This window comes from Streptomyces sp. NPDC027189 (assembly GCF_055566975.1).
Map to the genome: position 1 here is coordinate 73,899 of NZ_JBVHRI010000003.1, position 24,092 is coordinate 97,990.

The following is a 24,092-nucleotide window of genomic DNA, read 5'->3' on the forward strand; positions in this document are numbered from 1 at the left end:
GGAAGGGCGCCGGCGGGTTCCGCGGGGTGCTTCGTGGGGACCGGCTGTCGGGCTCCGTCGGAGGCGTGCCGGGGCGCTTACATCAGGGGGGTGAGGAAGCGGCGCAGGGCCTCTTCGTAGCCCTCCGGGTCGGCGTTCCACATGGCGCCGTGCGGGGCCCCCGGGACCGTGTACAGGGTGACCAGGTCCGGGCGGCGCTCGGCGAGGCGGCGTGAGGTGTCCCAAGGGGCGATGGTGTCGTCCGGGCCGTGCAGCACCAGGGTGGGCACCTTGAGGTGGTCGGGGTGCGCGGCGTTCCCGATGCGGTCGCCGTGCAGGCCCGTACGGCCCTGGGCAGCGCGCACCGCGAGGGGCAGCAGGGCGCTGGGGGTGTGGCGGGCCGTGGCGAGGGCGCGCAGTGTGGTCTCCCAGTTGAGGACGGGCGAGTCCAGGACCAGGCCGGAGATCCGCGCGCGCAGGGCGGAGTGCGCGGCGGCGCGCAGGGCCATGGTGGCGCCGATGGACCAGCCGTACAGGACGACCTGCTCGGCGCCGTACCGTACGGCGTACCGGATGGCCGCGTCGAGGTCGCGCCATTCGGTCTCGCCGAGGTGGTTGAGGCCGTCCTGGGAGCGGGGTGCGCCGAGGTCGCCGCGGTAGGCGAGGTCGAGCACCGGGAAGTGCTGACGGTTCAGGAACTCCATCACGTTCATCGGATGTTCGCGGGTGGCACCCAGGCCGTGCACGGTGATCACCCAGGTGTCGCGGACGGCGGGCACGAACCAGGCGGGCAGAGCACCGAGTTCGCCGGGTATGTCGACGTCGGCGTGGGCGAGACCGAGGGCGGCGCTCGGGTCGCCGATGTGCAGGTTCGGGGTGAACCACACCTTGTCGCCGGGGTCCAGGGAGCCGTGGGTGACGCGTTCGAGGCGGCGTACGACCGTGTCGGCGGGGTGAGGCGTGCCCTTCATGACCGGTCCGACGACCGCGTGGGAGCCGTCTCCGGCGAGGCCGTACCTGCCCGGGCGCTGGGAGGCCAGGTCCCGGGTGAGCGTGATCCCGCCCGCCGTCGTGGCGTGCACGGTGAGCCGGGGCTCGGTGGGCAGGGGCCTGCCGGGCGACGTCTTCAGCGCGGCGTCACTCGCGAACCGGCCCGCCGCCACGGAGGCCGCGCCCGCGGCTATGGCTACGGTGACGGCAGCTGCCATGGCTCTGATGGTGCGCACGCGTCCAGTCTCCCGGGGGAGCCCGCCATCGGCCAGCGGGAGGTGGGGCTGGGATGACGTCTTCCGCCCGGGCTGGGGCCTGTGCGCTCTCGTGGTGCGGGTGGTGCGGCATCGCCGGGATTCCTACGTGTCCGCCGCCCGCCGTCGCTCAGCCCCGCTGCCCGTACCCCCGTAGCCGCTCCCTCGCCTCCTGGGTCTGCTGGGGTGACAGCAGCGTGGGGGTCAGGCCCGGGACCGAGGAGGCCAGGAGCCAGACGCGGGACATCCACTCCAGCTGGGCCGTGCGGTCGTACGCCTGGTTCAAGGAGTCTCCGTAGGCGATGGTGCCGTGGTTCTGGAGAAGGCAGGCAGTGCGGTCGGCGAGGGCCTGGAGCATGTTCTCGGCCAACTCCGGAGTGCCGTATGTCGCATAGGGGGCAACACGGACCGGCCCACCGAGGGCGCCCGCCATGTAGTGGATCAGCGGGAGCTCGGGGACGAGCGTGGAAACCGCCGTCGCGTGCGCGGCGTGGGTGTGGACGACGGCGCGCGCGTCGGTTCCGCGGTAGATCGCGAGGTGCATCGGCAGTTCGCTCGTCGGAAGAAGCGAACCGAGCACCTGCCGGCCGTCGAGATCGACACCGACGGCGTCGTCGGGCGCCAGCCGGTCGTACGGCACTCCGGTGGGCGTGACCAGGACGGTGCCGCCGACCCGTACCGACACATTGCCCGACGTACCGACGACCAGCCCGTCGGCCACCGTCCGACGGGCCGTCAGCACGAGCTCGTCCCACGCCCGTTCCACCGCGTCCCGCGCGTCCCTCGCGCCCAACTCGCCCCGTCCGGGCGCATCCTGTACGTCCTCCCGCACGTCCCGTGCGTCCCGCCGCTGCTCAGCCATGCCGCGATCCTGCCAGGCACGGACGTCAATACACCGTAGGCCAGGGCACTTTAGGGCGGAACCCGTGCGTCCGTAAGGTCGCATATGGGCATACATACCCCTCTGTCGGCGATTGGCTGGCGATCGATGAGCATGCGCTGATCTTCCAGTAACCTCTGGGGGATTTGTCGTGCACGTCGCCATTCCGGGGGGAAATATGGCCCGTGATCACAAACCATTCCGTCGCCGTGTCCGCGTCATCGCGGCAACGGCCATCGTGGGGGCGCTCACCGCGGGTGGGACCGCCCTCGTCGCGGTTCCGGCCTCCGCGGCGAGCAAGCCCAAAGGGCACGACGTCTCCTCGCACCAGAAGAACGTCGACTGGCAAAGCGCGAAAGCAAAGGGCGCCCGGTTCGTCTACGTCAAGGCGACCGAGTCCCACACGTACCGCAATCCGTACTTCAGCCGGCAGTACAACGGCGCGCGCAACGCGGGCATCCTCCGCGGCGCCTATCACTTCGCGGTGCCGAACAAGTCGTCCGGCACCGCCCAGGCCGCGTACTTCGTGCGCAACGGCGGCGCCTGGCACTCGGACGGCTGGACGCTGCCGCCCGCGCTGGACATCGAGTACAACCCGTACGGCAAGCGCAAGTGCTACGGCCTGAGCAAGGCCAGGATGGTGAGCTGGATCAAGGCGTTCAGCAACGAGGTCAAGCGGGAGACCGGCCGACGTCCGGTGATCTACACGACCACGCACTGGTGGAACAACTGCACCGGCGGCAGTCGCGCCTTCGCCGCGAACCACGCCCTGTGGCTCGCCCGCTACGACTCGGCGGACGCGGGTGCACTGCCCGCCGGCTGGTCGTACTGGACGTTCTGGCAGTACGCCAACCGCGGCAGCCTGCCGGGTGACCAGAATCTCTTCAACGGGTCCATGACCTCGCTCAAGAGGCTCGCGCGGGGCTAGAGGCTGATAGCGGAGCCCGATATTCCGCCCTTGTTCGAGACGCCGGGCCGCCCCTCCGTCAAAAACGGAGGGGCGGCCCACCGCTTGAGACACCCCACGGCCCGCCCCAGTTCATCTTCCGTTCACTCAGGTTGCCTACGGTCCACCTGCCACTGACGTCAAAGAGAAGCCTGGGTAAATGGAACACATCACGCTCCTCCTCGGAATCGTGATCGTCACCGCTCTCGTGTTCGATTTCACGAACGGTTTCCACGACACTGCCAACGCGATGGCGACGACCATCTCGACCGGCGCTCTGAAGCCCAAGACGGCGGTGGCCATGTCCGCCGTGCTGAACCTCGTCGGTGCGTTCCTCTCCGTCGAGGTCGCCAAGACGATCTCCGGCGGGATGATCAACGAAGAGGGCATCCGCACCGAAGTGATCTTCGCGGCGCTCGTCGGCGCCATCCTCTGGAATCTGCTGACCTGGCTCCTGGGTCTGCCCTCCAGCTCCTCCCACGCACTCTTCGGCGGCCTGATCGGCGCCGCGGTCATGTCGGCCGGCTGGTCGTCCGTGAACGGCTCGACCGTTGTCACCAAGGTGCTGATCCCCGCGGTCGCCGCGCCCATCGTGGCCGGACTCGCCGCGATGCTGGCCACCCGGCTGACGTACAGGATCGGCAACCGCGCCGAAGAGAAGGCGACCGCCAAGGGCTACCGCGCCGGCCAGATCGCCTCCGCCGGCCTGGTCTCGCTGGCGCACGGCACGAACGACGCCCAGAAGACGATGGGCATCATCACCCTGGCCCTGGTCACCGGCGGCGTCCTCGCCCCGGGCTCGAACCCTCCCACCTGGGTCATCGTCTCGGCCGGTACGGCCATCGCGCTCGGCACCTACCTGGGCGGCTGGCGCATCATCCGCACCATGGGCAAGGGTCTGACGGACCTCGCGCCGCAGCAGGGCTTCGCCGCCCAGACCAGTGCCGCGACCGCCATCCTGGCCTCCTCGCACATCGGCTTCTCCCTCTCCACCACCCAGGTCTGCTCCGGCGCCGTGATGGGCTCCGGCCTCGGCCGCAAGGGCGGTGTCGTCCGCTGGTCGACCGCGACCCGGATGTTCGTCGCGTGGGGTCTGACACTGCCGGCCGCCGGTCTGGCCGGTGCCTCCGCCGAGTTCCTCACCAAGCAGGGCACGTGGGGCATCGTCGCCACGGGCGTGCTGCTCGTCGCGGGCGCCGGGGTCATCTGGACTCTCTCCCGCCGCCAGCCGGTCACCGTCGACAACGTGAACGACGTCGCCGCCGAGCCCGCGGGCGTCGTCACCACGGCGATCGCCGCGGTCACCCCGCCGCCGGCCGGTTCGATGGCCACGGCCGACACCGACCTGAAGACCACCATCCCGGCCCCGGACGCGGAGCCCACCCGCCCGGCCACGGTGTAAGGAAAGAACAGCATGAACATCGACTGGGCAGCCCTCGCCTCCGTCTTCGGAGTCAGCCTCCTCACCACCGTGGCCCTCGTCGGCCTCTTCACCCTCGGCATCGTCGGCCTCTCGAAGCGAGAGTCGGCGTCGGCCCAGGGCGGCTCCGCCGCTCTCGCGGTCACCGGCGCCTACGCCTGCTTCGCGGCGTGCGCGGCGGCGGTGGCGTACGGGATCTTCATCATCGTGGCCTGACGCCCGCGCACCCTCGCCGAGTGCCCTGCCGGACCTCCCTCACGGGAGCGACCGGCAGGGCACTCGCATGTCCGGATACGGCCACTTCCGAGGGCATGCCCCGGCAGTCTCCCCAGGCCTCACTCGGTCGCGTACATCACCGGACCTTCCCTCTCGTCACCAGAGCCCCAGAACGACTACGTCACGGAACCGATATCCGGCGCCGCGCACCGGGAGCGCCGAGCACGTACAAAAACGCCTGCCACTGGGGTCGGGAGAAGACGACACGTCCCCCGCGCCGGTTCCACGAGTCGCGGACCAGCACCGCGTTCCCGGAGACCGCCACTTCGACGCACTCGTCGTCCCCACTGTGGCTGCTGGTGTGCCAGCGCAGCACGGACGGGTTCCTGTGGCCCACACCGACCCCCTCCTGCCCGAGAGCAGGCGCCCCCCGCGCTGGACCGCTCGCCCCTTGTCGCAAACCAGTCCAGGAAAGCCTGATTTGACCGCCTAGGGGAAAACCGGCCCGCTGGTCGGCCCTGTGGGCCTCAGCACACTCTCCCCTCGCAGGTCAACAGCAAGTTGACGGGTCTTCCGACCCCGTGGTGGACTGCCCGAGCCAAGTACGGCGACATGAGAGGAAGCCGGTGCGAGTCCGGCGCGGTCCCGCCACTGTCACCGGGGAAGTAAGTCCCCGGGAGCCAGGAACTCTCACCGCCGGTCTCGTCGAACCAGGGCGTGGACACCCTGAGTGAGGACATATCGCCATGCGCGGCTGCCCAAGTTCTGTGCGAACGACGCGAACTACGCGAACGACAGTTGTGCCCGACCTGACGGTCGGCTGAAGCGGTGCGTGCCGATCGCGTCTTCGCGTACGGCGCCGCCGCCGGCCTTCTCGGTGACCTGCTGCTCGGCGACCCTCGCCGGGGGCATCCGGTCGCCGCGTTCGGGCGGGCCGCGGGAGCCGTGGAGCGGGTGCTGTGGCGGGACCACCGCGGGTGGGGCGCGCTGCACACCGCCGTGTGCGTGGGCGGTGCCACCGGGCTCGCGGCGCTGGCCCGTCATTCCGTACGCCGGTCCCGTACCGCCTCCATCGCACTGACCGCCGCCGCCACTTGGGCCGTCGTCGGAGGGACCTCCCTCGGGCGCGAGGCGCGCGCGATCGGCGACGCGCTCGCGGTCGGCGATGCCGAGGTGGCCCGGGAGCGGCTGCCCCATCTGTGCGGGCGTGATCCGCAGGCACTGGACAGCGACGGCATCGCGCGAGCGGTCGTCGAGTCCGTCGCCGAGAACACCTCCGATGCCGTGGTGGGCGCCTTGGTGTGGGGGGCCCTCGGCGGTGTGCCGGGGCTCGTCGCCTTTCGTGCCGTGAACACGCTCGACGCCATGGTCGGGCACAAGTCCCCCAAGTACCGGCGGTACGGGTGGGCTTCCGCGCGGCTCGACGATGTCGCGGGCTGGCCGGGGGCGCGCTTGACCGCCGTGCTCACCACCGTCGCGGGACGCGACCCGCGCGGGGCCGTGCGCGCCTGGCGCGCGGACGCGCACAAGCATCCGAGTCCCAACGCGGGGCCCGTGGAGGCGTCGTTCGCGGGGGCGCTCGGGGTACGGCTCGGGGGGACCCTCTCGTACGGGGGACGGCTTGAGCACCGGCCCGTGCTCAACGGGGAGGGCCGAGCTGTTGCGGTGCGCGACATCGAACGGGCCGTGCGGTTGTCGCGACGGGTGAGCTGGCTGGCGCTGGGGGCGAGCGCGGCGGGGGCTCTGCTGTGGGGTCGGGTGACAAGGCACCCGGCGCTACGGGCTGTGCCCACCCTCCCCCAAGCTCTCGGCTTCGCTCGACCAGGAGGGACCCCCAACGCCCTGCGGAACGACTGCCCACAGCGTTGGAGGACGACATCATGACGGGTCGTGGACTGCTCATCGCCGGAACCACCTCCGACGCCGGCAAGAGCGTCGTGACCGCCGGGGTCTGCCGGTGGCTGGTGCGGCAGGGCGTCAAGGTCGCGCCGTTCAAGGCGCAGAACATGTCGCTGAATTCGTTCGTGACGCGCGAGGGCGCCGAGATCGGGCGCGCGCAGGCCATGCAGGCGCAGGCCGCGCGCGTGGAGCCCACCGCGCTCATGAATCCCGTACTCCTCAAGCCGGGGAGCGACCGGAGCAGTCAGGTCGTCCTCATGGGCAAGCCCGTGGGGGAGCTCTCGGCGCGCGGCTACCACGGAGGGCGGCAGGAGCAACTCCTCGGGACCGTGCTGGACTGCCTCGCCGAGTTGCGGGGCACGTATGACGCGGTGATCTGCGAGGGGGCCGGCAGTCCTGCCGAGATCAATCTGCGGCGTACCGACATCGTGAACATGGGGATCGCCAGGAATGCCCGGCTCCCTGTGCTCGTCGTCGGCGACATCGACCGCGGGGGCGTGTTCGCCTCGTTCTTCGGAACGGTCGCGCTGCTGTCGCCCGAGGACCAGGAGCTCGTCGCCGGGTTCCTCGTCAACAAGTTCCGCGGGGACGTCTCCCTGCTGGAGCCCGGACTCGAGATGCTGCACGGCCTCACCGGGCGGCGCTCGTACGGCGTCCTGCCCTTCCGGCACGGCCTCGGCATCGACGAGGAGGACGGGCTGCGGCTCGCTTTTAGATCAAACACAGTGCTGCGCGGGGCGGTCCGGGAGTCGGAGGTCACCTCCCCCGTCGGCGAGGACATCCTCCGGGTCGCGGTCTGCGCGATCCCGCTCATGTCCAACTTCACGGACGTGGACGCGCTGGCCGCCGAGCCGGGTGTCGTCGTGCGGTTCGTGGACCGGGCCGAGGAGCTGGCCGACGCGGACCTCGTCGTCATACCGGGAACCCGGGGGACGGTGCAGGCGCTGGAGTGGCTGCGAGAGCGCGGACTGGCGGACGCAATCGCGCGCAGAGCCGCCGAGGGACGGCCCGTACTGGGCATCTGCGGTGGCTTCCAGGTGCTCGGCGAGCACATCGACGACGAGGTCGAAAGCCGCCGAGGCCAGGTGGACGGCCTCGGACTCCTCCCCGTGCGCGTGCGGTTCGCGCGCGAGAAGACCCTCACCCGGCCCGTCGGCGAGGCGCTCGGCGAGCGCGTCGAGGGATACGAGATCCACCACGGCGTCGCCGATGTCACGGGCGGCGAACCGTTCCTGGACGGGTGCCGGGTCGGCGCCGTCTGGGGCACGCACTGGCACGGCTCGCTGGAGTCGGACGGATTCCGGCGCGCCTTCCTGCGCGAGGTGGCGGCCGCCGCGGGCCGACGCTTCGTGCCGGCCGCCGACACGTCGTTCGCGGCGCTGCGCGAGGAGCAGCTGGACCGGCTCGGCGATCTGATCGAGGAACACGCGGACACGGACGCGCTGTGGCGGCTCATCGAGTCGGGCGCGCCGTCAGGACTGCCTTTCATTCCACCGGGAGCGCCCGCATGAGCACAGTGTTGTTGTTGTCGACCGCCGACACGGATCTGCTGGCGGCGCGTGCCTCCGGCGCGCCGTACCGGATCGGCAATCCGACCCGAGTGGATGTCACGGAGGAGCTCCCGGGGCTCATCGAGGGCGCGGACATCGCCGTCGTACGGCTGCTCGGCGGCAAGCGCGCCTGGGAGGACGGCCTGAGCACGCTCAAGGCGTCGGGCATCCCGACCGTGCTGCTCGGCGGAGAGGCCGTCCCGGACGCGGAGTTGATGGCCGAGTCGTCGGTGCCGGCCGGTGTCGTGGCCGAGGCGCTGCGCTACCTGGTGGAGGGCGGCCCGGCGAACCTCACCGAACTGGCCCGCTTCCTCTCCGACACCGTGCTGCTCACGGGTGAGGGCTTCGAAGAGCCGCGGAAGATGGCCGAGTACGGCGTCCACGGCGAGCGTGTCTTCGTCGAGGGGCGCCCGACGGTCGGCGTGCTGTTCTACCGGGCGCACCAGCTGTCCGGCAACACGGCCTTCGTCGACACACTGTGCGACGCGATCGAGGCGCGGGGCGCCAACGCCCTTGCCGTGTACTGCGGTTCGCTGCGCGGCGCGGACGCGGGCCTGTACGAGATCCTCCAAAAGGCCGACGCGCTGGTCACCACCGTGCTCGCGGCGGGCGGCACGCACGCCTCGCAGGCGTCCGCCGGGGGCGACGAGGAGGCCTGGGACATCGGCGCGCTGGCCGACCTCGACATCCCTGTCCTGCAAGGGCTCTGCCTGACCTCGTCGAAGAGTGCGTGGGATGAGTCGGACGCCGCCCTCTCCCCCATGGACGCGGCGATGCAGGTCGCGATCCCGGAGTTCGACGGGCGGCTCATCACCGTGCCGTTCTCCTTCAAGGAGCAGGGTCCCGACGATGTGCCGGTGTATGTCGCCGACCCCGAGCGGGCCGCGCGCGTCGCCGGAATCGCCCTGCGCCACGCACAGTTGAAGCACAAGCCGAACGCCGAGAAGAAGCTCGCGCTCGTCTTCACCGCCTACCCGACCAAGCACTCGCGGGTCGGCAACGCGGTGGGGCTCGACACGCCCGCTTCGGCGGTACGGGTCCTGGACGCGCTGCGAGGCGCCGGGTACAGCCTCACCGAATACCCTGCGGGCGGCGACGAGTTGATCCATCGGCTCATCGCGGCCGGCGGCCACGACGTCGAGTGGCTCACCGAGGACCAGCTCGCCGCGGCGCCCGCGCGCGTGCCGCTCGCCGACTACCGGGCGTGGTTCGACAAGCTCGACCCCGAGCTGCGGGACGGGATGCTCGAAGCCTGGGGCGAGCCGCCGGGCTCCCTCTACGTCGACGGCGACGACATCGTGCTGGCCTGCCTCCAGTTCGGGAATGTCGTCGTGATGATCCAGCCGCCGCGCGGCTTCGGCGAGAACCCGATCGCGATCTACCACGACCCGGACATGCCGCCGTCGCACCACTACATGGCGGCCTATCGGTGGCTGGAAAACTCGTTCGGCGCGGACGCCATCGTGCACATGGGCAAGCACGGCACGATGGAGTGGCTGCCGGGCAAGGGACTCGGTCTCAGCAGCGGCTGCGCGCCCGACGCCGTCCTCGGTGAACTCCCCCTCGTCTACCCGTTCATCGTCAACGACCCGGGCGAGGGCACCCAGGCCAAGCGCCGCGGTCATGCCACCGTCGTCGACCACCTCGTACCGCCGATGGCGCGCGCGGACACCTACGGCGATCTGGCGAAGCTGGAGCAGCTCCTCGACGAGTACGCCCTCGTGTCCGACCTGGACCCGACCAAGGCCCCGGCGGTCCGCGCCCAGATCTGGACCCTCGTCAAGGCGGCGGAACTCCACCACGACCTGCATGTGGACGAGCAGCCGGACGACGCGGCGTTCGACGAGTTCGTCATGCACATCGACGGCTATCTGTGCGAGATCAAGGACGTGCAGATCAGGGATGGCCTGCACATCCTCGGCGGCGGGCCGGAGGCCGAGGCGCGGGTGAATCTGGTGCTGGCGGTGCTGCGCGCCTCGCAGGTGTGGGGCGGCGCGGCCAACGCGCTGCCCGGTCTGCGGGCCTGCCTCGCCGAGCACTTCGGCCTGGTCGAGAAGGAGCTGCTCGCGGAGCCGGGCGCGCCGGTGAAGGCGCCGGTCGAGCTGACGGATCTCGTCGAGGGCCCGTCCCGCACGGCGGCCGACGCGATCGACCTGCTGGAGCAGCTGTGCCGCCGGATCGCCGAGGGCATGGAGGAACGCGGCTGGGTGACCGCCGAGAGCGCCGCGCTCGTACGGGAAGTACTCGGCGTCGAACTCCCGGACGCGGTCGCGGTGTTGGAGTTCGCCTGCCGTGAGGTCGTGCCGCGGCTCGCCCGTACGACGGACGAGATCGACCACATCCTCCGGGCCCTTGACGGCGGTTACGTCCCGGCGGGCCCGTCCGGCTCGCCGACGCGCGGGCTCGTCAACGTCCTGCCGACCGGCCGCAACTTCTACTCCGTCGACCCCAAGGCGATCCCGTCCAGGCTGAGTTGGGAGGTCGGGCAGTCGCTCGCCGACTCGCTCGTGGCCCGCTATCTCCAGGACACCGGCGAGTACCCGACGTCCGTCGGGCTCACGGTCTGGGGCACGTCCGCGATGCGCACCCAGGGCGACGACATCGCCGAGATCCTCGCGCTGCTCGGCTGCCGCCCGGTGTGGGACGACGCGTCGCGCCGGGTGACCGGCTTCGAGGTCGTGGCCCTGGAGGAACTGGGCCGGCCGCGGATCGACGTCACGGTCCGGATCTCCGGCTTCTTCCGGGACGCGTTCCCGCACGTCGTCGGTCTCATCGACGACGCGGTGCGGGCGGTCGCCGAGCTGGACGAGCCCGCCGACCGGAACTACGTGCGCAAGCACGCCGACGAGGACACCGCCGAGCACGGCGACCGGCGGCGCGCGACGGCCCGTATCTTCGGCTCCAAGCCGGGGGCGTACGGGGCCGGCCTGCTTCCCCTGATCGACGCGCGCAACTGGCGCTCCGACGCGGACCTCGCCGAGGTGTACGCGGTGTGGGGCGGCTACGCGTACGGGCGCGGGCTCGACGGGCGGGCGGCGCGCGGCGACATGGAGACGGCGTTCAGGCGCATCGCCGTCGCCGCGAAGAACGTCGACACCCGCGAGCACGACCTCGTGGACGCGGACGACTACTTCCAGTACCACGGCGGAATGGTCGCCATGGTGCGCCATCTGACCGGCACGAGCCCGGAGGCGTACGTCGGTGACAGCGCCGTACCGGACCAGGTGAAGACCCGGACCCTCGGCGAGGAGACGCACCGCGTCTTCCGCGCCCGTGTCGTCAACCCGCGCTGGATGGCGGCGATGCGGCGGCACGGCTACAAGGGCGCCTTCGAGATGGCCGCGACCGTCGACTACCTCTTCGGGTACGACGCCACGGCCGGGGTCGTGGACGACTGGATGTACGAGAAGCTCAGCGCGGAGTACGTCTTCGATCCGCAGAACCAGGACTTCATGAAGAAGTCCAACCCCTGGGCGCTGCGCGGCATCACCGAGCGCCTGCTGGAGGCCGCCGACCGCGGGCTGTGGGCCGAGCCGGACGCCGACACGCTGGAGCGGCTGCGCGCCACCTATCTGGAGCTCGAAGGCGACCTGGAGGGCGACGACCAGTGAGTACTCCGTTTCCGTTCACGGCAGTTGTCGGTCAGGACGACCTGCGGCTCGCGCTGCTGCTGAACGCCGTGTCGCCGGCCGTGGGCGGTGTGCTGGTCCGTGGCGAGAAGGGCACCGCCAAGTCGACCGCCGTCCGTGCCCTCTCGGCCCTCATGCCGCAGGTGGACGTCGTCGCCGGGTGCCGTTTCTCGTGTGCCCCCGCGTCACCCGATCCGGCCTGCCCGGACGGGCCGCACCAGCCCGGGACGGGCACCCGACGGCCCGCCCGCATGGTGGAGTTGCCGGTCGGCGCCTCCGAGGACCGGCTCGTCGGCGCCCTCGACATCGAGCGGGCGCTCGCGGAGGGCGTCAAGGCCTTCGAGCCGGGGCTGCTGGCCGACGCGCATCGCGGGATTCTCTACGTCGACGAAGTGAATCTGCTGCACGACCACCTCGTCGACCTGCTGCTCGACGCCGCCGCGATGGGCGCCTCGTACGTCGAACGCGAGGGCGTCTCCGTTCGGCACGCCGCCCGCTTCCTGCTCGTCGGGACCATGAACCCCGAAGAGGGCGAGCTGCGGCCGCAGTTGCTGGACCGGTTCGGACTGACGGTCGAGGTGGCCGCCTCTCGGGAGCCCGATCAGCGGGTCGAGGTCGTCCGGCGCAGGCTCGCGTACGACGACGATCCCGGCGCGTTCGCCGCGCGGTGGGCCGACGAGGAGTCCGCCGTGCGGGCGCGGATCGTGGCGGCGCGCGAGCTGTTGCCGTCCGTGCGGCTCGGGGACGGGGCGCTGCGGCAGATCGCGGCGACCTGCGCGGCCTTCGAGGTGGACGGCATGCGGGCCGACATCGTGATGGCGCGCACCGCGACCGCGCTGGCCGCCTGGGCGGGGCGGACCGAGGTGCTCGCCGAGGACGTACGACAGGCGGCGCTGCTCGCGCTGCCGCACCGTCGGCGGCGCAACCCCTTCGACGCGCCGGGACTCGACGAGGACAAGCTCGATGAGACGCTGGAGGAGTTCGGCGGGCAGGACGGGGACGGCGACGACGATCCTGATCCGGACGGGCCCGGTGGCGGCGGGCAGCCGCCTCAGGACGGGCCCGACGACGGTTCCGCACCGGAGGCACCGGGCGAAGCTCCCGCGCAGGCCGAAGCGGGTGAGGGCGGGCAGCCTCGGGCGGCCGGCGAACAGTCCCCCGTACGGGCCGCCGAACCCTTTCGCACGAAGGTGCTGAGCGTGCCCGGTCTCGGCGAGGGCGCGGCCGGCCGGCGTTCGCGGGCGCGGACCGAGCACGGGCGGACGACCGGGTCGCGACGGCCCCGAGGGGCGCTCACCAAGCTGCACCTGGCGGCCACCGTGCAGGCGGCGGCGCCGCATCAGCGGGCGCGCGGGCGGTCGGGGCGCGGTCTCGTCGTACGGCGGGACGATCTGCGCCAGGCGACGCGGGAGGGGCGTGAGGGGAACCTCGTTCTCTTCGTCGTCGACGCCTCCGGGTCGATGGCGGCGCGGCAGCGGATGAGTGCCGTGAAGGGTGCGGTGCTGTCGCTGCTGCTCGACGCGTATCAGCGGCGGGACAAGGTGGGGCTCGTGACCTTCCGCGGGTCCGCGGCCGAGGTCGCGCTGCCGCCCACGTCGTCGGTGGACGCCGCCGCGGCCCGCCTGGAGTCGCTGCCCACGGGTGGGCGGACGCCGCTCGCGGCCGGGTTGCTCAGGGCGCACGAGGTGCTGCGGGTCGAGCGGCTGCGCGACGCGGCTCGACGGCCGCTGGTTGTCGTGGTGACGGACGGGCGGGCCACAGAAGGAGGGGCGGCGCGATGGGGGTCCCCCCAGGCGTTCAGCTCTGGGGGAGCCTCGGCCAGGGGTGGTGGTCGGGCGACGGGTGCGACGGAGCCGGTCGCGCTGGCCGGACGGGCGGCCCGGTTGTTCGCCGCAGAGGGAGTCGCGTCCGTCGTCGTCGACTGCGAGGCGGGGCCCGTGCGGCTCGGGCTCGCGGGGCGGCTCGCCGGTGAACTGGGCGGCACCGCGGTGACGTTGGACGAGTTGCGGGCCGATTCCATCGCCGGGCTCGTGCGTGATGTGCAGGAGACGCAGAGGACTCCGAGGAGGGCCGCGTAATGCCGCAGGGGCAGCCGAGTGTGGTGCCGGACGACGGCCTGACGACACGTCAGCGCCGGAATCGGCCACTTGTCGTCGTGCACACGGGGATCGGGAAGGGCAAGTCGACCGCCGCCTTCGGGCTCGCGCTGCGTGCCTGGAATCAGGGATGGCCCATCGGAGTGTTCCAGTTCGTCAAGTCGGCGAAGTGGAAGGTCGGGGAGGAGAACGCGCTGCGTGTGCTGGGCGCCTCCGGTGAGGGCGGGTCCGTCGACTGGCACAAGATGGGCGAGGGCTGGTCCTGGGTCCAGCGCGACTCCCAGATGGACAACGAGGAGAAGGCCCGCGAGGGGTGGGAGCAGGTCAAGCGGGACCTCGCCGCCGAGACGTACCGGCTGTACGTCCTCGACGAGTTCGCGTACCCCCTGCACTGGGGGTGGGTGGATGTCGATGAGGTGGTGGCCGTGCTGCGGGATCGGCCGGGGACTCAGCATGTCGTGATCACCGGGCGCAATGCCCCCGAGAAGCTCGTCGAGTTCGCCGATCTTGTGACCGACATGTCCAAGGTCAAGCACCCGATGGACGCAGGCCAGAAGGGCCAGAGGGGTATCGAGTGGTGATGTCCGTCCCTCGGCTGGTCATCGCCGCGCCCTCCTCGGGCAGCGGCAAGACCACCGTTGCCACGGGGCTGATGGCGGCCTTCGCCTCGCGGGGGCTTGCCGTGTCCCCGCACAAGGTGGGGCCCGACTACATCGATCCCGGGTATCACGCGCTCGCGACCGGGCGCGTGGGGCGGAATCTCGACGCGTATCTGTGCGGGGCGGAGTTGATCGCGCCGTTGTTCGCGCATGGTGCGCGTGGGTGCGAGCTCGCTGTCGTCGAGGGTGTGATGGGGCTGTACGACGGGGCCGCGGGGCAGGGGGAGCTGGCCTCCACGGCTCATGTCGCGAAGTTGCTGCGAGCGCCCGTCGTGCTGGTGGTGGATGCGTCGTCGCAGTCGCGGTCCGTTGCCGCGCTGGTGCATGGGTTTGCTTCCTGGGATCCCGAGGTGCGGGTCGCGGGCGTGATCCTCAACAAGGTGGGGTCCGAGCGGCACGAGGGGATGCTGCGGGAGGCGTTGGACGAGTCCGGGGTGCCCGTTCTCGGGGTGCTTCGGCGGGTTCAGCAGGTGGACACGCCTTCTCGGCATCTTGGGCTGGTGCCCGTTGCCGAGCGGCGTTCGGAGGCCGTTGAGGCGGTTGCCGCCATGGCCTCGCAGGTGCGGGAGGGGTGCGATCTCGATGCGCTCTTCGCGCTGGCGCGCAGTGCGCCTGCGCTGTCGGGTGCGGCTTGGGATGCGGCTGAGGCTGTTGGTTCTTCGCCCCCGCCGCCCCTTCCCCTTCCCGATCCCTGGGGGCTCCGCCCCCAGACCCCCGATCGGTCTGATCGGCCCCGTCCTCAAACGCCGGACGGGCTGAAGGTGATCGCCCTTGCCGGGGGACCCGCCTTCACCTTCTCCTACGCCGAGCATGCCGAGCTGCTCGCCGCCGCCGGGGCCGAAGTCGTCACGTTCGACCCTCTCCGGGACGAGCAACTGCCCAAGGGAACGGGCGGGCTGGTCATCGGGGGCGGGTTTCCCGAGGTGTACGCGCCGGAGCTGTCCGCCAACGAGCCGCTTCGGAAGGCCGTTTCCGAGCTCGCGCTCAGTGGCGCGCCCGTTGCCGCCGAGTGTGCCGGGCTGCTCTACCTGTGCCGTGAGCTCGACGGGCAGCCCATGTGCGGGGTGTTCGACGCCACGGCCCGGATGAGCGAGCGGCTCACCCTGGGCTACCGGGACGCCGTCGCCGTGTCCGACAGTGTGCTCGCCGGGGCCGGGACCCGGATGCGCGGGCACGAGTTCCACCGGACCGTCGTCGAGCCCGGCGCCGGAGCGGCTCCCGCCTGGGGGGTGCGCGCCCCTCAAAAGCGCGTCGAAGGTTTCGTACAACAAGGTGTGCACGCGAGTTATCTGCACACGCACTGGGCGTCCGAGCCCGGTGTCGCCCGTCGGTTCGTGGAGAGGTGCCTGACGTCATGAGCAGCAAGCTGATCGGAGTCGGGGTCGGCCCCGGCGATCCGGAGCTGGTGACCGTCAAGGGCGTCAACGCTCTGCGGACCGCCGAGGTCGTCGTGGTGCCCGTCATGGACACGGGGGAGCGGGGGCGCGCCGAGGCGACCGTGCTGCACTACGTGCCCGAGGAGAAGGTCGTACAAGTCGTCTTCGCGCTCAACGAGCGGAGCGACCGGGGCCGGCGCGAGGCCGCCTGGGATGCCGCCGGTGCGCGCGTCGCGGAGTTGCTCAAGCGGCACGCCGCCGTCGCCTTCGCCACTATCGGCGACCCCAACGTGTACTCGACCTTCACCTACCTCGCGCACACCATCGGGGAGCTCGTACCGGGGACGGAGATCGAGACCGTGCCCGGTATCACCGCCATGCAGGACCTCGCCGCGCGGTCGGGGGCCGTGCTCACGGAGGGGACCGAGCCGCTCACCCTGGTGCCGGTGACCGCCGGGGCCGCTGTGCTCAAGGACGCCCTGAACGGGCCCGGCACGGTCGTCGCGTACAAGTTCGGGCGGCAGGCGCCAGAGGTCGCGGAGGCGCTGCGCGAGACCGGGCGGATCGACGACGCCGTGTGGGGCTCGGCGCTCGGGCTCGAGGACGAGTCGATCAGGCCGGCGGGCGAACTCGACGGTGGGCCACTGCCGTACCTGTCCACGCTCATCGCGCCCGCTCGGCGCGACGGCGGACGCGGCGGAAAACTGTGAGCGGTCCACGGTGCGGATCAGCCCGCGATGCCGACCACCAGCCAGATGAAGCCCACGCCCGCGACCGTGCACAGCAGGGTCGAACGGGCCGGGTGCTCGTGGTGTGCCTCGGGGAGGATCTCGGCGGCGGCGAGGTAGAGCAGTACGCCGCCGAAGAGGCCGAGATAGCCGCCGAGCAGCTCCTCGGGGATGGTGACGAAGAGCGTGGAGGCCGCGCCGACCACGGGGGCCGCCGCGTCCGCGAACAGCATCGTGATCGCCTTGCGGCGGGCGTTCCCGTACAGGCTCGTGATCGTGTACGTGTTGAAGCCGTCCGCGAAGTCGTGGGCGATCACCGCGAGGGCGACCGCCAGGCCCATGCCGCCGCCGACCTGGAAGGCGGCGCCGATCGCGACACCGTCCATCGCGCTGTGGCCGACCATCGCGGCGGCCGCCGTCAGGCCCACCTCGGGCGCGCGTCCGCCGTTCTCCTCGCCGCCGTGCGCGGCCTGACGGTGGGCCAGCAGGCGCTCCACCAGATGGGCCAGCAGGAATCCGGCCACGAACAGCAGCAGCGCGGTGGGGACGCCGAAGACTTCCTCTCCCGCCGCGTGCAGCGCCTCCGGCAGCAGGTCCATGCCGACCACACCGAGCATCAGTCCGCCGGCCAGGCCCAGCACCAGGTGGCGGCGGTCGGTCACGCGCTGTGCCGTCCAGCCGCCGGCCAGCGTCATCAGGAACGCGCCGAGCGCGACGAGGACCGCCATACGCCCTTGCTATCCGATCGACCCCCGTTCGCGCACGTCCGACGGCCGCGCGGGCACTGACTTTTCGCAGCACCCGAGTTTTTCGTAGGAGAGGACCGATTTCCATGGCCGATGCCCCCACCGGCAAGGTGACCTTCGTCGGCGCAGGGCCCGGCGCCGCCGACCTGCTGACGTTCCGCGCCGCGCGCGCCATCGCCGAGGCCGACGTCGTGATCTGGGCGGCCAGCCTGGTGCAGGCCGAGGTCCTCGACCACGCGCGCGAGGGCGCGGAGATCCTCGATTCGGCGACCATGTCGCTGGAGGACGTCGTCGCCGTGTACCGGCGGGCCCGCGCGGAGGGCTTGAGGGTGGCTCGGATCCACTCCGGCGACCCGGCCCTGTGGGGCGGTACGCAGGAGCAGGTCGACCGATGTGCGGAGATCGGCATCGCGACCGAGATCGTCCCGGGCGTCTCCTCCTTCTCCGCCGTCGCCGCGCTCGCGCAGCGCGAACTGACGATTCCCGAGGTCGCCCAGTCCGTGATCCTCACCCGGCTCGGCGGCGGCAAGACGCCGATGCCGCCCGGTGAGGAGGTCCGCGAGTTCGCCCGGCACGGCACGACCATGGCGCTGTTCCTGTCGGCCGCCCGCAGCGGCCAGCTCGTACGGGAGCTGCTGGAGGGCGGCTACCCCACCTCCACGCCGGTCGTGGTCGCGTATCAGGCGACCTGGCCGGAGGAGCTGATCGTGAAGTGCACGATCGAGACGCTGGAGGAGACCGTCAAGGAGCACAAGCTCTGGAAGCACACCCTCTTCCTGGTCGGCCCGGCGCTCGACGCCAGCGGCACCCGCTCGCACCTCTACCACCCCGGTCACTTCCACGGGTTCCGCAAGGCCGACCCGCAGGCGCGTGCGGAGCTGCGCGCGGCGCGGAAGGGCAATCCGTCGTGATCAGTGTCTTCGGTACGGGGACGGGGGCGCCGCTGCCCCCGGATGCCGCGTCCGCTCTCGCCGATGCCGGGCTGGTCGTGGGTGCCCGGCGGCATCTGGCGGCCGCGCGGCCGCCGCAGGAGGCCGAGCAGATCGTCCTCGGGCCGCTCGCACCCGCCCTCGACGACATCGAGCGATACCTGAAAAAAGGGGAGAAGCGGGAAGGCCGGGTCGTCGTGCTCGCCTCCGGCGACCCCGGGTTCTTCGGGATCGTGCGGGCGCTGGCCGAGCGGTTCGGGGCGGACCGGCTGGACGTCAGCCCCGGCGTCTCGTCCGTCGCGACCGCCTTCGCGCGGCTCGGACTGCCCTGGGACGACGCGGTGGTCGTCAGCGCGCACGGGCGTGATCTGCGCACGGCCGTCCAGGTCTGCCGGTCCCAGCCCAAGGTGGCCGTGCTGACCGGACCCGGCTCCGGACCCGCCGAGCTGGGCGCCGCCCTCGCGTACCGCAGCGCTGAACGCGTCCTCGTCGTGGCGAGCGCCCTGGGCGACCCCGAGCACGAGCGCGTGGAGCGGGTCACGCCCGCCGAGGCCGCGGCCCGTGACTGGGGAACGGCCGTGAGCGTCGTCCTGTGCCTGGACGAGTCACGTGCCATCGCCCCCGTACGGACCCTCGCCGGGCCACCGTCCGGGCCCGCCCAATGGGCCCTGGACGAGAGCGAGTTCGCACACCGCGACTCGATGATCAGCAAGTTCGAGGTACGGGCGCTCGCGCTGGCCCGGCTCGGGCCGCGCCTCGGCGAGCTGATCTGGGACGTCGGCGCGGGCTCCGGGTCCGTCGCCGTCGAGTGCGCGCGGTTCGGTGCCGCCGTCACCGCGATCGAGAAGACGCGGGACGGCTGCGACCGCATCCGCGCCAACGCCCAGGCGCACGGCGTGGACGTACGGGTGGTGCACGGGGCCGCTCCCACGGTGCTGTCCGATCTGGACGACCCGGACGCGGTCTTCATCGGCGGCGGCGGACGTGAACTGCCCGCCATCGTCACGGTCTGCGCGCGGCGGGCCCGGCGTGCCGTCGTGGTCGCCATGGCCGCGCTGGACCGCGTGCCGGCGGCCCGGGACGCGCTCACCGGTGCCGGGTTCGACTGCGACGGCGTGCTGCTGCAGTCGTCGCGGCTGGCGCCGCTGCCGGGTGGCGTCACCCGGCTCGCGGCCACCAATCCCGTTTTTCTGCTGTGGGGCGTCCGGCCTCCGGCCCGTACCGAAGGAGTCCCCCAGTGATCGGCCTGATTTCCGCCACGGCGGCGGGGGCGGTGGCCCGTGACCGGCTCGCCACCGCCTGGCCCACCCGTACGCGGGTGTACGACGGGTCCGTGGGGGACGCCGTTCGGCGGGCGTTCGCCGAGTGCGACCAGCTCGTCTGCTTCCTTGCCACGGGGGCGACCGTGCGGCTCGTGGCGCCGCTCCTTTCCGACAAGGCGGCTGACCCCGGGGTCGTGTGTGTCGACGAGGCGGGCCGGTTTGCCGTGTCCCTCGTCGGGGGGCACGGGGGCGGTGCGAACGAACTCGCCCGCGAGGTGGGTGAGTTGCTCGGGGCCGCGCCTGTGGTGACCACTGCGACCGACTCCGTCGGGATGCCGGGGCTGGATACGCTCGGGTTCCCGGTGGAGGGGGATGTCGCCGGGGTTTCCCGGGCCATGCTGGACGGCGAGCCCGTCGCGCTGGAAGCGGAGGTGCAGTGGCCTCTGCCCGCGTTGCCGTCGCATGTCACGTACCCGGCGCCGGGGGCTGTGCCCACCCTCCCCCAAGCAGTCGGCTCCGCTCGGGCAGGGCAGACCCCCATCGCCCAGCGGGACGATTGCCCACAGCCGGCTACGCCCGTCATCCGCGTCACCGACCGTGCCGTTGAGCCCGTCGAGCGGGAGGTCGTGCTGCGGCCGCCCTCGCTTGTTGTCGGTGTAGGTGCCTCCAAGGGCGCGCCCGTCGATGAGGTGCTCGGGCTCGTCGAGGACGCCCTCCGGGAGGCCGGGCTGTCGGCAAAGTCCGCTGCCGAGGTCGCCACCGTCGACGCCAAGGCGGACGAGCCCGGCATCCTCGGGGCCGCCGAGCGCCTCGGGGTGCCCGTCGTCACGTACACCGCCGAGGAACTGGCGAAGGTCGAGGTGCCGAACCCCTCGGATGCTCCGCTCGCCGCCGTCGGGACCCCTTCCGTGGCGGAGGCCGCCGCCCTCGTAGGCGGTGGTGAACTCCTGGTCCCCAAGCGCAAGTCGGAGCGCGCGGACGGGCAGCCGGCGATGGCGACCTGTGCGGTCGTGCGTCGGCCTGCGCGCGGGCGGCTCGCCGTCGTCGGGCTCGGGCCGGGTGCGCGCGATCTGCTCACCCCCCGTGCCAAAGACGAACTCCGCCGCGCCTCCGTGCTCGTCGGGCTCGACCAGTACGTCGACCAGATCCGTGATCTGCTGCGGCCCGGGACCCGGATCCTGGAGTCGGGTCTCGGCGCCGAGGAGGAGCGGGCGCGTACGGCGGTGGCGGAGGCCCGGCGCGGGCAGGCCGTCGCGCTGATCGGCAGCGGCGACGCGGGCGTGTACGCGATGGCGTCGCCCGCGCTGGCCGAGGCGTCCGACGACATCGACGTGGTCGGGGTGCCCGGAGTGACCGCGGCGCTCGCGGCCGGGGCGATCCTGGGCGCGCCGCTCGGCCACGACCACGTGTCGATCAGCCTCTCCGATCTCCACACGCCGTGGGAGGTCATCGAGCGGCGTGTGCGCGCGGCGGCCGAGGCGGACATCGTGGTCACCTTCTACAACCCCCGCAGTCGGGGCCGGGACTGGCAGCTGCCGAAGGCGCTCGTGATCCTCGCCGAGCACCGGGAGCCGACGACGCCGGTGGGTGTCGTACGCAATGCCTCCCGGGCCGACGAGTCGAGCCGGGTGACGACGCTGGGGTCCCTGGATCCGGCGATCGTGGACATGATGACCGTGGTGACCGTGGGCAATACGGCGACCCGGGAGATCGCCGGGCGCATGGTGACACCGCGCGGCTACCGCTGGCAGGAGGAGCCCAAGTGAGCCGAGTGAGCCAGGTGTTCCCCGGGACCCGGGTCGTGCACCCCATCGAGCAGGAGTCCTTCCGGCGGCTGCGCGCCCGCCTGGACACCTCGCACTTCGCGCCGCTGACGCGCGCCGTGGTGGAGCGGGTCATCCACTCCGCCGCCGACCTGGAGTACGCGGCGGACCTCGTCACCGACGAGGTCTCCCTGGAGAAGGCGCACACGGCGCTGCACGCCGGGGCGCCCGTCGTGGTGGACGTCGAGATGGTCGCGGCGGGCATCACGCGCCGTGACACCGTCTGCCGTCTCAAGGACGCCAAGTCGGGCCCCGGCCTGACCCGTTCGGCACATGCGATCCGGCTCGCGTACGAGGATGTCGGGCCCGGCGCGCTGTGGGTGATCGGCTGCGCGCCGACCGCCCTGGAGGAGTTGCTGAGGCTGGACGCCGATCCGGCGCTCGTCATCGGTCTGCCCGTCGGTTTCGTCGGCGCTGCCGAGTCCAAGGCCGCGTTGCGCGAGAGCGGGCTGCCCGCGGTCAGCAACGTGTCCGAGAAGGGCGGTTCGGCGGTCGCCGCCGCCGCGCTCAATGCCCTGCTGTACCACCCCGTGACCAAGGCCTCCGAGCCTTCGAAGGAGAAATCGTGACCACCCCGCCCCCCGCCCTGCTCATCGCCGGACACGGCACCCGGGACGAGGCCGGAGCCGAGGCCTTCCGCGACTTCGTACGGGAGTTGGGGCGCCGTCACCCCGAACTGCCCGTCGCGGGCGGGTTCATCGAGCTGTCCCCGCCGCCGCTGGGTGACGCCGTGACCGAACTGGTAGAGCAGGGTGTACGGCGTTTCGCCGCAGTCCCGCTGATGCTGGTGTCCGCCGGTCACGCCAAGGGGGACATCCCGGCGGCGCTGGCCCGCGAGAAGGAGCGGCACGCCGGGATCTCGTACACGTACGGGCGTCCGCTGGGCCCGCACCCGTCGCTGCTCGCCGTCCTGGAGCGGCGGCTCGACGAGGCCCTGGGAGGTACGGCCCGTACGCCCGAGGACCGCGCCGATGTGACCGTGCTGCTCGTCGGGCGCGGCTCCACCGACCCGGACGCCAACGCCGAGGTGCACAAGGCTGCGCGGCTGCTGTGGGAGGGCCGGGGGTACGCGGGCGTCGAGACGGCGTTCGTGTCGCTGGCGGCGCCGGACGTGCCGTACGGGCTCGACCGCTGCGTGAAGCTGGGCGCGCGCCGGATCGTCGTGCTCCCCTACTTCCTCTTCACGGGCATTCTCCCCGACCGGGTGCTGCAGCAGACCGAGGGCTGGGCCGCCGCGCACCCCGAGGTCGAGGTGCGGTCCGCCGATGTGATCGGCCCCGAGCCGGAGCTGCTCGACCTCGTCATGGAGCGCTACCGTGAGGCCGTCAAGGGCGATCTGCGGATGAACTGCGACTCGTGCGTGTACCGCATCGCCCTGCCAGGCTTCGAGGACAAGGTGGGGCTCCCCCAGCAGCCGCACTTCCACCCGGACGACGACGGTCACCACCATCACGGGCACCACCACGATGGTCACGCGCACTCGCATTCTCATGCGCACTGAGGGGGCGGGCGAGGGCGAGGCGTACCAGGGGAACGTGTACGAGGGCAGTGCGCACGATCTTCGTCACCACGGTGACGCCGAGGTGCGCGACGACGGGTCGGCGCTCATCGATCTCGCCGTGAACGTCCGTGCGGACACGCCTCCGCCATGGCTGCGCGAGCGGATCGCCGCGTCGCTGAGCGGACTCGCGGCCTACCCGGACGGGCGGGCCGCGCGGGCCGCGGTGGCGGCGCGGCACGGGCTGCCGGTGGAGCGGGTGCTGCTCACGGCGGGTGCGGCGGAGGCGTTCGTGCTGCTCGCGCGTGCCCTGAAAGTCCGCGGACCGGTGGTCGTGCACCCCCAGTTCACGGAACCGGAGGCCGCGCTGCGGGACGCGGGCCATACGGTCGACCGTGTCCTGCTCCGCCCTGAGGACGGCTTTCGTCTCGACCCCGCGGCCGTCCCCGAGGACGCCGACCTGGTCGTGATCGGCAATCCGACCAATCCGACGTCGGTGCTGCATCCGGCCGCCTCGATCGCCGAACTCGCCCGGCCCGGGCGGGTGTTGGTGGTCGACGAGGCGTTCATGGATGCGGTGCCGGGGGAGCGCGAGGCGCTTGCCGGGCGGACGGACGTGCCCGGGCTCGTGGTTCTGCGCAGCCTCACGAAGACGTGGGGGCTGGCGGGGCTGCGCATCGGCTACGTCCTCGCCTCCCCCGAGACGATCGCTTCGCTGGAGCGTGCCCAGCCGCTCTGGCCCGTTTCCACGCCCGCCCTCGCCGCGGCCGAGGCCTGTATGTCCTCCCAGGCACTGGCGGAGGCGGCGCACGCGGCCCACCGGATCGCGGCGGATCGGGCCCATCTCGTCGCCGGGCTCGAGGAGTTCGGGGCGGACGGACTGCGGGTCGTGGAGTCCGCGGAGGGGCCGTTCGTGCTGATCCGCCTCCCGCGTGCGGCCGCCGTGCGGCGGCGCCTTCGCGGTCTCGGCTTCGCCGTGCGACGCGGGGATACGTTCCCCGGGCTCGACGAGGAGTGGTTGCGGCTGGCGGTCCGGGACCGGGGGACGGTCAACCGGTTTCTGCAGGCGTTGGACCGGGCGGTGACGGCGGGCGGGGGCTGAGAGGGGTTGTTCGCCCCCTCCGCCCCTACCCGTCCCGTCCCTGGGGCTCCGCCCCAGACCCCGTTCGCGCAAGTTCCCCGCGCCCCTTTTCCGGGGCGCGGGGAACTGCC

At 72.1% G+C, this 24,092-nt stretch carries 20 protein-coding genes and 1 riboswitch; of the genes, 16 read left to right on the top strand and 4 right to left on the bottom strand.

What is annotated here, in order from left to right; genetic code table 11:
• Nucleotides 1-77: 77 nt before the first annotated feature.
• Both ACZ4RZ_RS08160 and ACZ4RZ_RS08165 read right to left on the bottom strand, forming a co-directional pair.
• Complete coding sequence (locus tag ACZ4RZ_RS08160) at nt 78-1,205, bottom strand: alpha/beta hydrolase (protein WP_467743167.1); 1,128 nt, start codon at nt 1,203-1,205, stop codon at nt 78-80.
• 148 nt (nt 1,206-1,353) lie between these two features.
• The gene (locus ACZ4RZ_RS08165; protein WP_467743168.1) at nt 1,354-2,085 is read right to left on the bottom strand and encodes a class II aldolase/adducin family protein; all 732 of its coding nucleotides are present in this window, start codon (nt 2,083-2,085) and stop codon (nt 1,354-1,356) included.
• Between the two features lie 196 nt (nt 2,086-2,281).
• Between ACZ4RZ_RS08165 and ACZ4RZ_RS08170 the strand changes: the two genes are divergently transcribed.
• The 3 genes from ACZ4RZ_RS08170 (at nt 2,282) to ACZ4RZ_RS08180 (ending at nt 4,685) form a co-directional block, all read left to right on the top strand.
• Nucleotides 2,282-3,031, top strand: a complete 750-nt coding sequence (locus ACZ4RZ_RS08170; protein ID WP_467743169.1) for a lysozyme — start codon at nt 2,282-2,284, stop codon at nt 3,029-3,031.
• Nucleotides 3,032-3,209: 178 nt separating this feature from the next.
• Complete coding sequence (locus tag ACZ4RZ_RS08175) at nt 3,210-4,451, top strand: inorganic phosphate transporter (RefSeq protein ID WP_467743170.1); 1,242 nt, start codon at nt 3,210-3,212, stop codon at nt 4,449-4,451.
• A gap of 12 nt (nt 4,452-4,463) precedes the next feature.
• Nucleotides 4,464-4,685 (top strand): hypothetical protein, encoded by a 222-nt coding sequence (locus tag ACZ4RZ_RS08180; RefSeq protein WP_467743171.1) that lies wholly within the window; start codon nt 4,464-4,466, stop codon nt 4,683-4,685.
• 181 nt (nt 4,686-4,866) lie between these two features.
• Here ACZ4RZ_RS08180 and ACZ4RZ_RS08185 read toward each other — a convergent pair whose 3' ends face one another.
• Nucleotides 4,867-5,082, bottom strand: a complete 216-nt coding sequence (locus ACZ4RZ_RS08185; RefSeq protein WP_467743172.1) for a DUF397 domain-containing protein — start codon at nt 5,080-5,082, stop codon at nt 4,867-4,869.
• Nucleotides 5,083-5,253: 171 nt separating this feature from the next.
• Nucleotides 5,254-5,394, top strand: a riboswitch (cobalamin riboswitch).
• Between the two features lie 119 nt (nt 5,395-5,513).
• On the opposite strand from ACZ4RZ_RS08185, the gene ACZ4RZ_RS08190 reads away from it, so the two are divergent.
• Genes ACZ4RZ_RS08190 through cobI form a run of 7 tightly spaced genes read left to right on the top strand, consistent with a single transcriptional unit; the run spans nt 5,514 to nt 16,604 of the window.
• Entirely contained in the window at nt 5,514-6,569 is a 1,056-nt protein-coding gene (locus tag ACZ4RZ_RS08190) for a cobalamin biosynthesis protein (protein ID WP_467743173.1), read from the top strand.
• Nucleotides 6,566-8,095, top strand: a complete 1,530-nt coding sequence (locus ACZ4RZ_RS08195) for a cobyric acid synthase (RefSeq protein WP_467743174.1) — start codon at nt 6,566-6,568, stop codon at nt 8,093-8,095. The genes ACZ4RZ_RS08190 and ACZ4RZ_RS08195 overlap by 4 nt, the downstream gene beginning before the upstream one ends.
• Entirely contained in the window at nt 8,092-11,745 is a 3,654-nt protein-coding gene (gene cobN, locus ACZ4RZ_RS08200) for a cobaltochelatase subunit CobN (RefSeq protein WP_467743175.1), read from the top strand. Before ACZ4RZ_RS08195 ends, cobN begins: the two co-directional genes overlap by 4 nt.
• The gene (locus tag ACZ4RZ_RS08205; protein WP_467743176.1) at nt 11,742-13,841 is read left to right on the top strand and encodes a putative cobaltochelatase; all 2,100 of its coding nucleotides are present in this window, start codon (nt 11,742-11,744) and stop codon (nt 13,839-13,841) included. Before cobN ends, ACZ4RZ_RS08205 begins: the two co-directional genes overlap by 4 nt.
• The gene (gene cobO, locus ACZ4RZ_RS08210) at nt 13,841-14,440 is read left to right on the top strand and encodes a cob(I)yrinic acid a,c-diamide adenosyltransferase (RefSeq protein WP_467743177.1); all 600 of its coding nucleotides are present in this window, start codon (nt 13,841-13,843) and stop codon (nt 14,438-14,440) included. Before ACZ4RZ_RS08205 ends, cobO begins: the two co-directional genes overlap by 1 nt.
• Nucleotides 14,440-15,876 (top strand): cobyrinate a,c-diamide synthase, encoded by a 1,437-nt coding sequence (locus ACZ4RZ_RS08215; protein ID WP_467743178.1) that lies wholly within the window; start codon nt 14,440-14,442, stop codon nt 15,874-15,876. Before cobO ends, ACZ4RZ_RS08215 begins: the two co-directional genes overlap by 1 nt.
• On the top strand, nt 15,873-16,604 hold the full coding sequence (gene cobI, locus ACZ4RZ_RS08220; RefSeq protein WP_467743179.1) for a precorrin-2 C(20)-methyltransferase: 732 nt from the start codon (nt 15,873-15,875) through the stop codon (nt 16,602-16,604). The genes ACZ4RZ_RS08215 and cobI overlap by 4 nt, the downstream gene beginning before the upstream one ends.
• A 17-nt stretch (nt 16,605-16,621) precedes the next feature.
• Here cobI and ACZ4RZ_RS08225 read toward each other — a convergent pair whose 3' ends face one another.
• Nucleotides 16,622-17,350 carry a ZIP family metal transporter gene (locus ACZ4RZ_RS08225; protein WP_467743180.1) on the bottom strand — a complete coding sequence of 243 codons (729 nt, stop codon included), beginning with the start codon at nt 17,348-17,350 and terminating at the stop codon, nt 16,622-16,624.
• Nucleotides 17,351-17,454: 104 nt separating this feature from the next.
• Between ACZ4RZ_RS08225 and cobM the strand changes: the two genes are divergently transcribed.
• Genes cobM through cobC form a run of 6 tightly spaced genes read left to right on the top strand, consistent with a single transcriptional unit; the run spans nt 17,455 to nt 23,982 of the window.
• A complete protein-coding gene (cobM, locus tag ACZ4RZ_RS08230; protein WP_467743181.1) occupies nt 17,455-18,279 on the top strand; it encodes a precorrin-4 C(11)-methyltransferase in 825 nt (274 codons plus the stop codon).
• Complete coding sequence (cbiE, locus tag ACZ4RZ_RS08235) at nt 18,276-19,538, top strand: precorrin-6y C5,15-methyltransferase (decarboxylating) subunit CbiE (protein WP_467743182.1); 1,263 nt, start codon at nt 18,276-18,278, stop codon at nt 19,536-19,538. The genes cobM and cbiE overlap by 4 nt, the downstream gene beginning before the upstream one ends.
• Nucleotides 19,535-21,325 carry a precorrin-3B C(17)-methyltransferase gene (gene cobJ / locus ACZ4RZ_RS08240; RefSeq protein WP_467743183.1) on the top strand — a complete coding sequence of 597 codons (1,791 nt, stop codon included), beginning with the start codon at nt 19,535-19,537 and terminating at the stop codon, nt 21,323-21,325. Before cbiE ends, cobJ begins: the two co-directional genes overlap by 4 nt.
• Nucleotides 21,326-21,330: 5 nt before the next feature.
• The gene (locus tag ACZ4RZ_RS08245; RefSeq protein WP_467743663.1) at nt 21,331-21,951 is read left to right on the top strand and encodes a precorrin-8X methylmutase; all 621 of its coding nucleotides are present in this window, start codon (nt 21,331-21,333) and stop codon (nt 21,949-21,951) included.
• Nucleotides 21,948-22,883 (top strand): sirohydrochlorin chelatase, encoded by a 936-nt coding sequence (locus tag ACZ4RZ_RS08250; protein ID WP_467743184.1) that lies wholly within the window; start codon nt 21,948-21,950, stop codon nt 22,881-22,883. The genes ACZ4RZ_RS08245 and ACZ4RZ_RS08250 overlap by 4 nt, the downstream gene beginning before the upstream one ends.
• Nucleotides 22,873-23,982 (top strand): Rv2231c family pyridoxal phosphate-dependent protein CobC, encoded by a 1,110-nt coding sequence (gene cobC, locus ACZ4RZ_RS08255; protein ID WP_467743185.1) that lies wholly within the window; start codon nt 22,873-22,875, stop codon nt 23,980-23,982. The genes ACZ4RZ_RS08250 and cobC overlap by 11 nt, the downstream gene beginning before the upstream one ends.
• Nucleotides 23,983-24,092: the final 110 nt, after the last annotated feature.

Excerpts from the sequence above, each read along its gene's own strand:
- cobC (WP_467743185.1), top strand. The coding sequence starts at position 22,873 with ATGCGCACTGAGGGGGCGGGCGAGGGCGAGGCGTACCAGGGGAACGTG.
- cobO (WP_467743177.1), top strand. The coding sequence starts at position 13,841 with ATGCCGCAGGGGCAGCCGAGTGTGGTGCCGGACGACGGCCTGACGACA.
- ACZ4RZ_RS08165 (WP_467743168.1), bottom strand. The coding sequence starts at position 2,085 with ATGGCTGAGCAGCGGCGGGACGCACGGGACGTGCGGGAGGACGTACAG.
- ACZ4RZ_RS08195 (WP_467743174.1), top strand. The coding sequence starts at position 6,566 with ATGACGGGTCGTGGACTGCTCATCGCCGGAACCACCTCCGACGCCGGC.
- ACZ4RZ_RS08225 (WP_467743180.1), bottom strand. The coding sequence starts at position 17,350 with ATGGCGGTCCTCGTCGCGCTCGGCGCGTTCCTGATGACGCTGGCCGGC.
- ACZ4RZ_RS08215 (WP_467743178.1), top strand. The coding sequence starts at position 14,440 with ATGTCCGTCCCTCGGCTGGTCATCGCCGCGCCCTCCTCGGGCAGCGGC.
- cobI (WP_467743179.1), top strand. The coding sequence starts at position 15,873 with ATGAGCAGCAAGCTGATCGGAGTCGGGGTCGGCCCCGGCGATCCGGAG.
- ACZ4RZ_RS08175 (WP_467743170.1), top strand. The coding sequence starts at position 3,210 with ATGGAACACATCACGCTCCTCCTCGGAATCGTGATCGTCACCGCTCTC.
- cobN (WP_467743175.1), top strand. The coding sequence starts at position 8,092 with ATGAGCACAGTGTTGTTGTTGTCGACCGCCGACACGGATCTGCTGGCG.
- ACZ4RZ_RS08170 (WP_467743169.1), top strand. The coding sequence starts at position 2,282 with ATGGCCCGTGATCACAAACCATTCCGTCGCCGTGTCCGCGTCATCGCG.
- ACZ4RZ_RS08180 (WP_467743171.1), top strand. The coding sequence starts at position 4,464 with ATGAACATCGACTGGGCAGCCCTCGCCTCCGTCTTCGGAGTCAGCCTC.
- cobM (WP_467743181.1), top strand. The coding sequence starts at position 17,455 with ATGGCCGATGCCCCCACCGGCAAGGTGACCTTCGTCGGCGCAGGGCCC.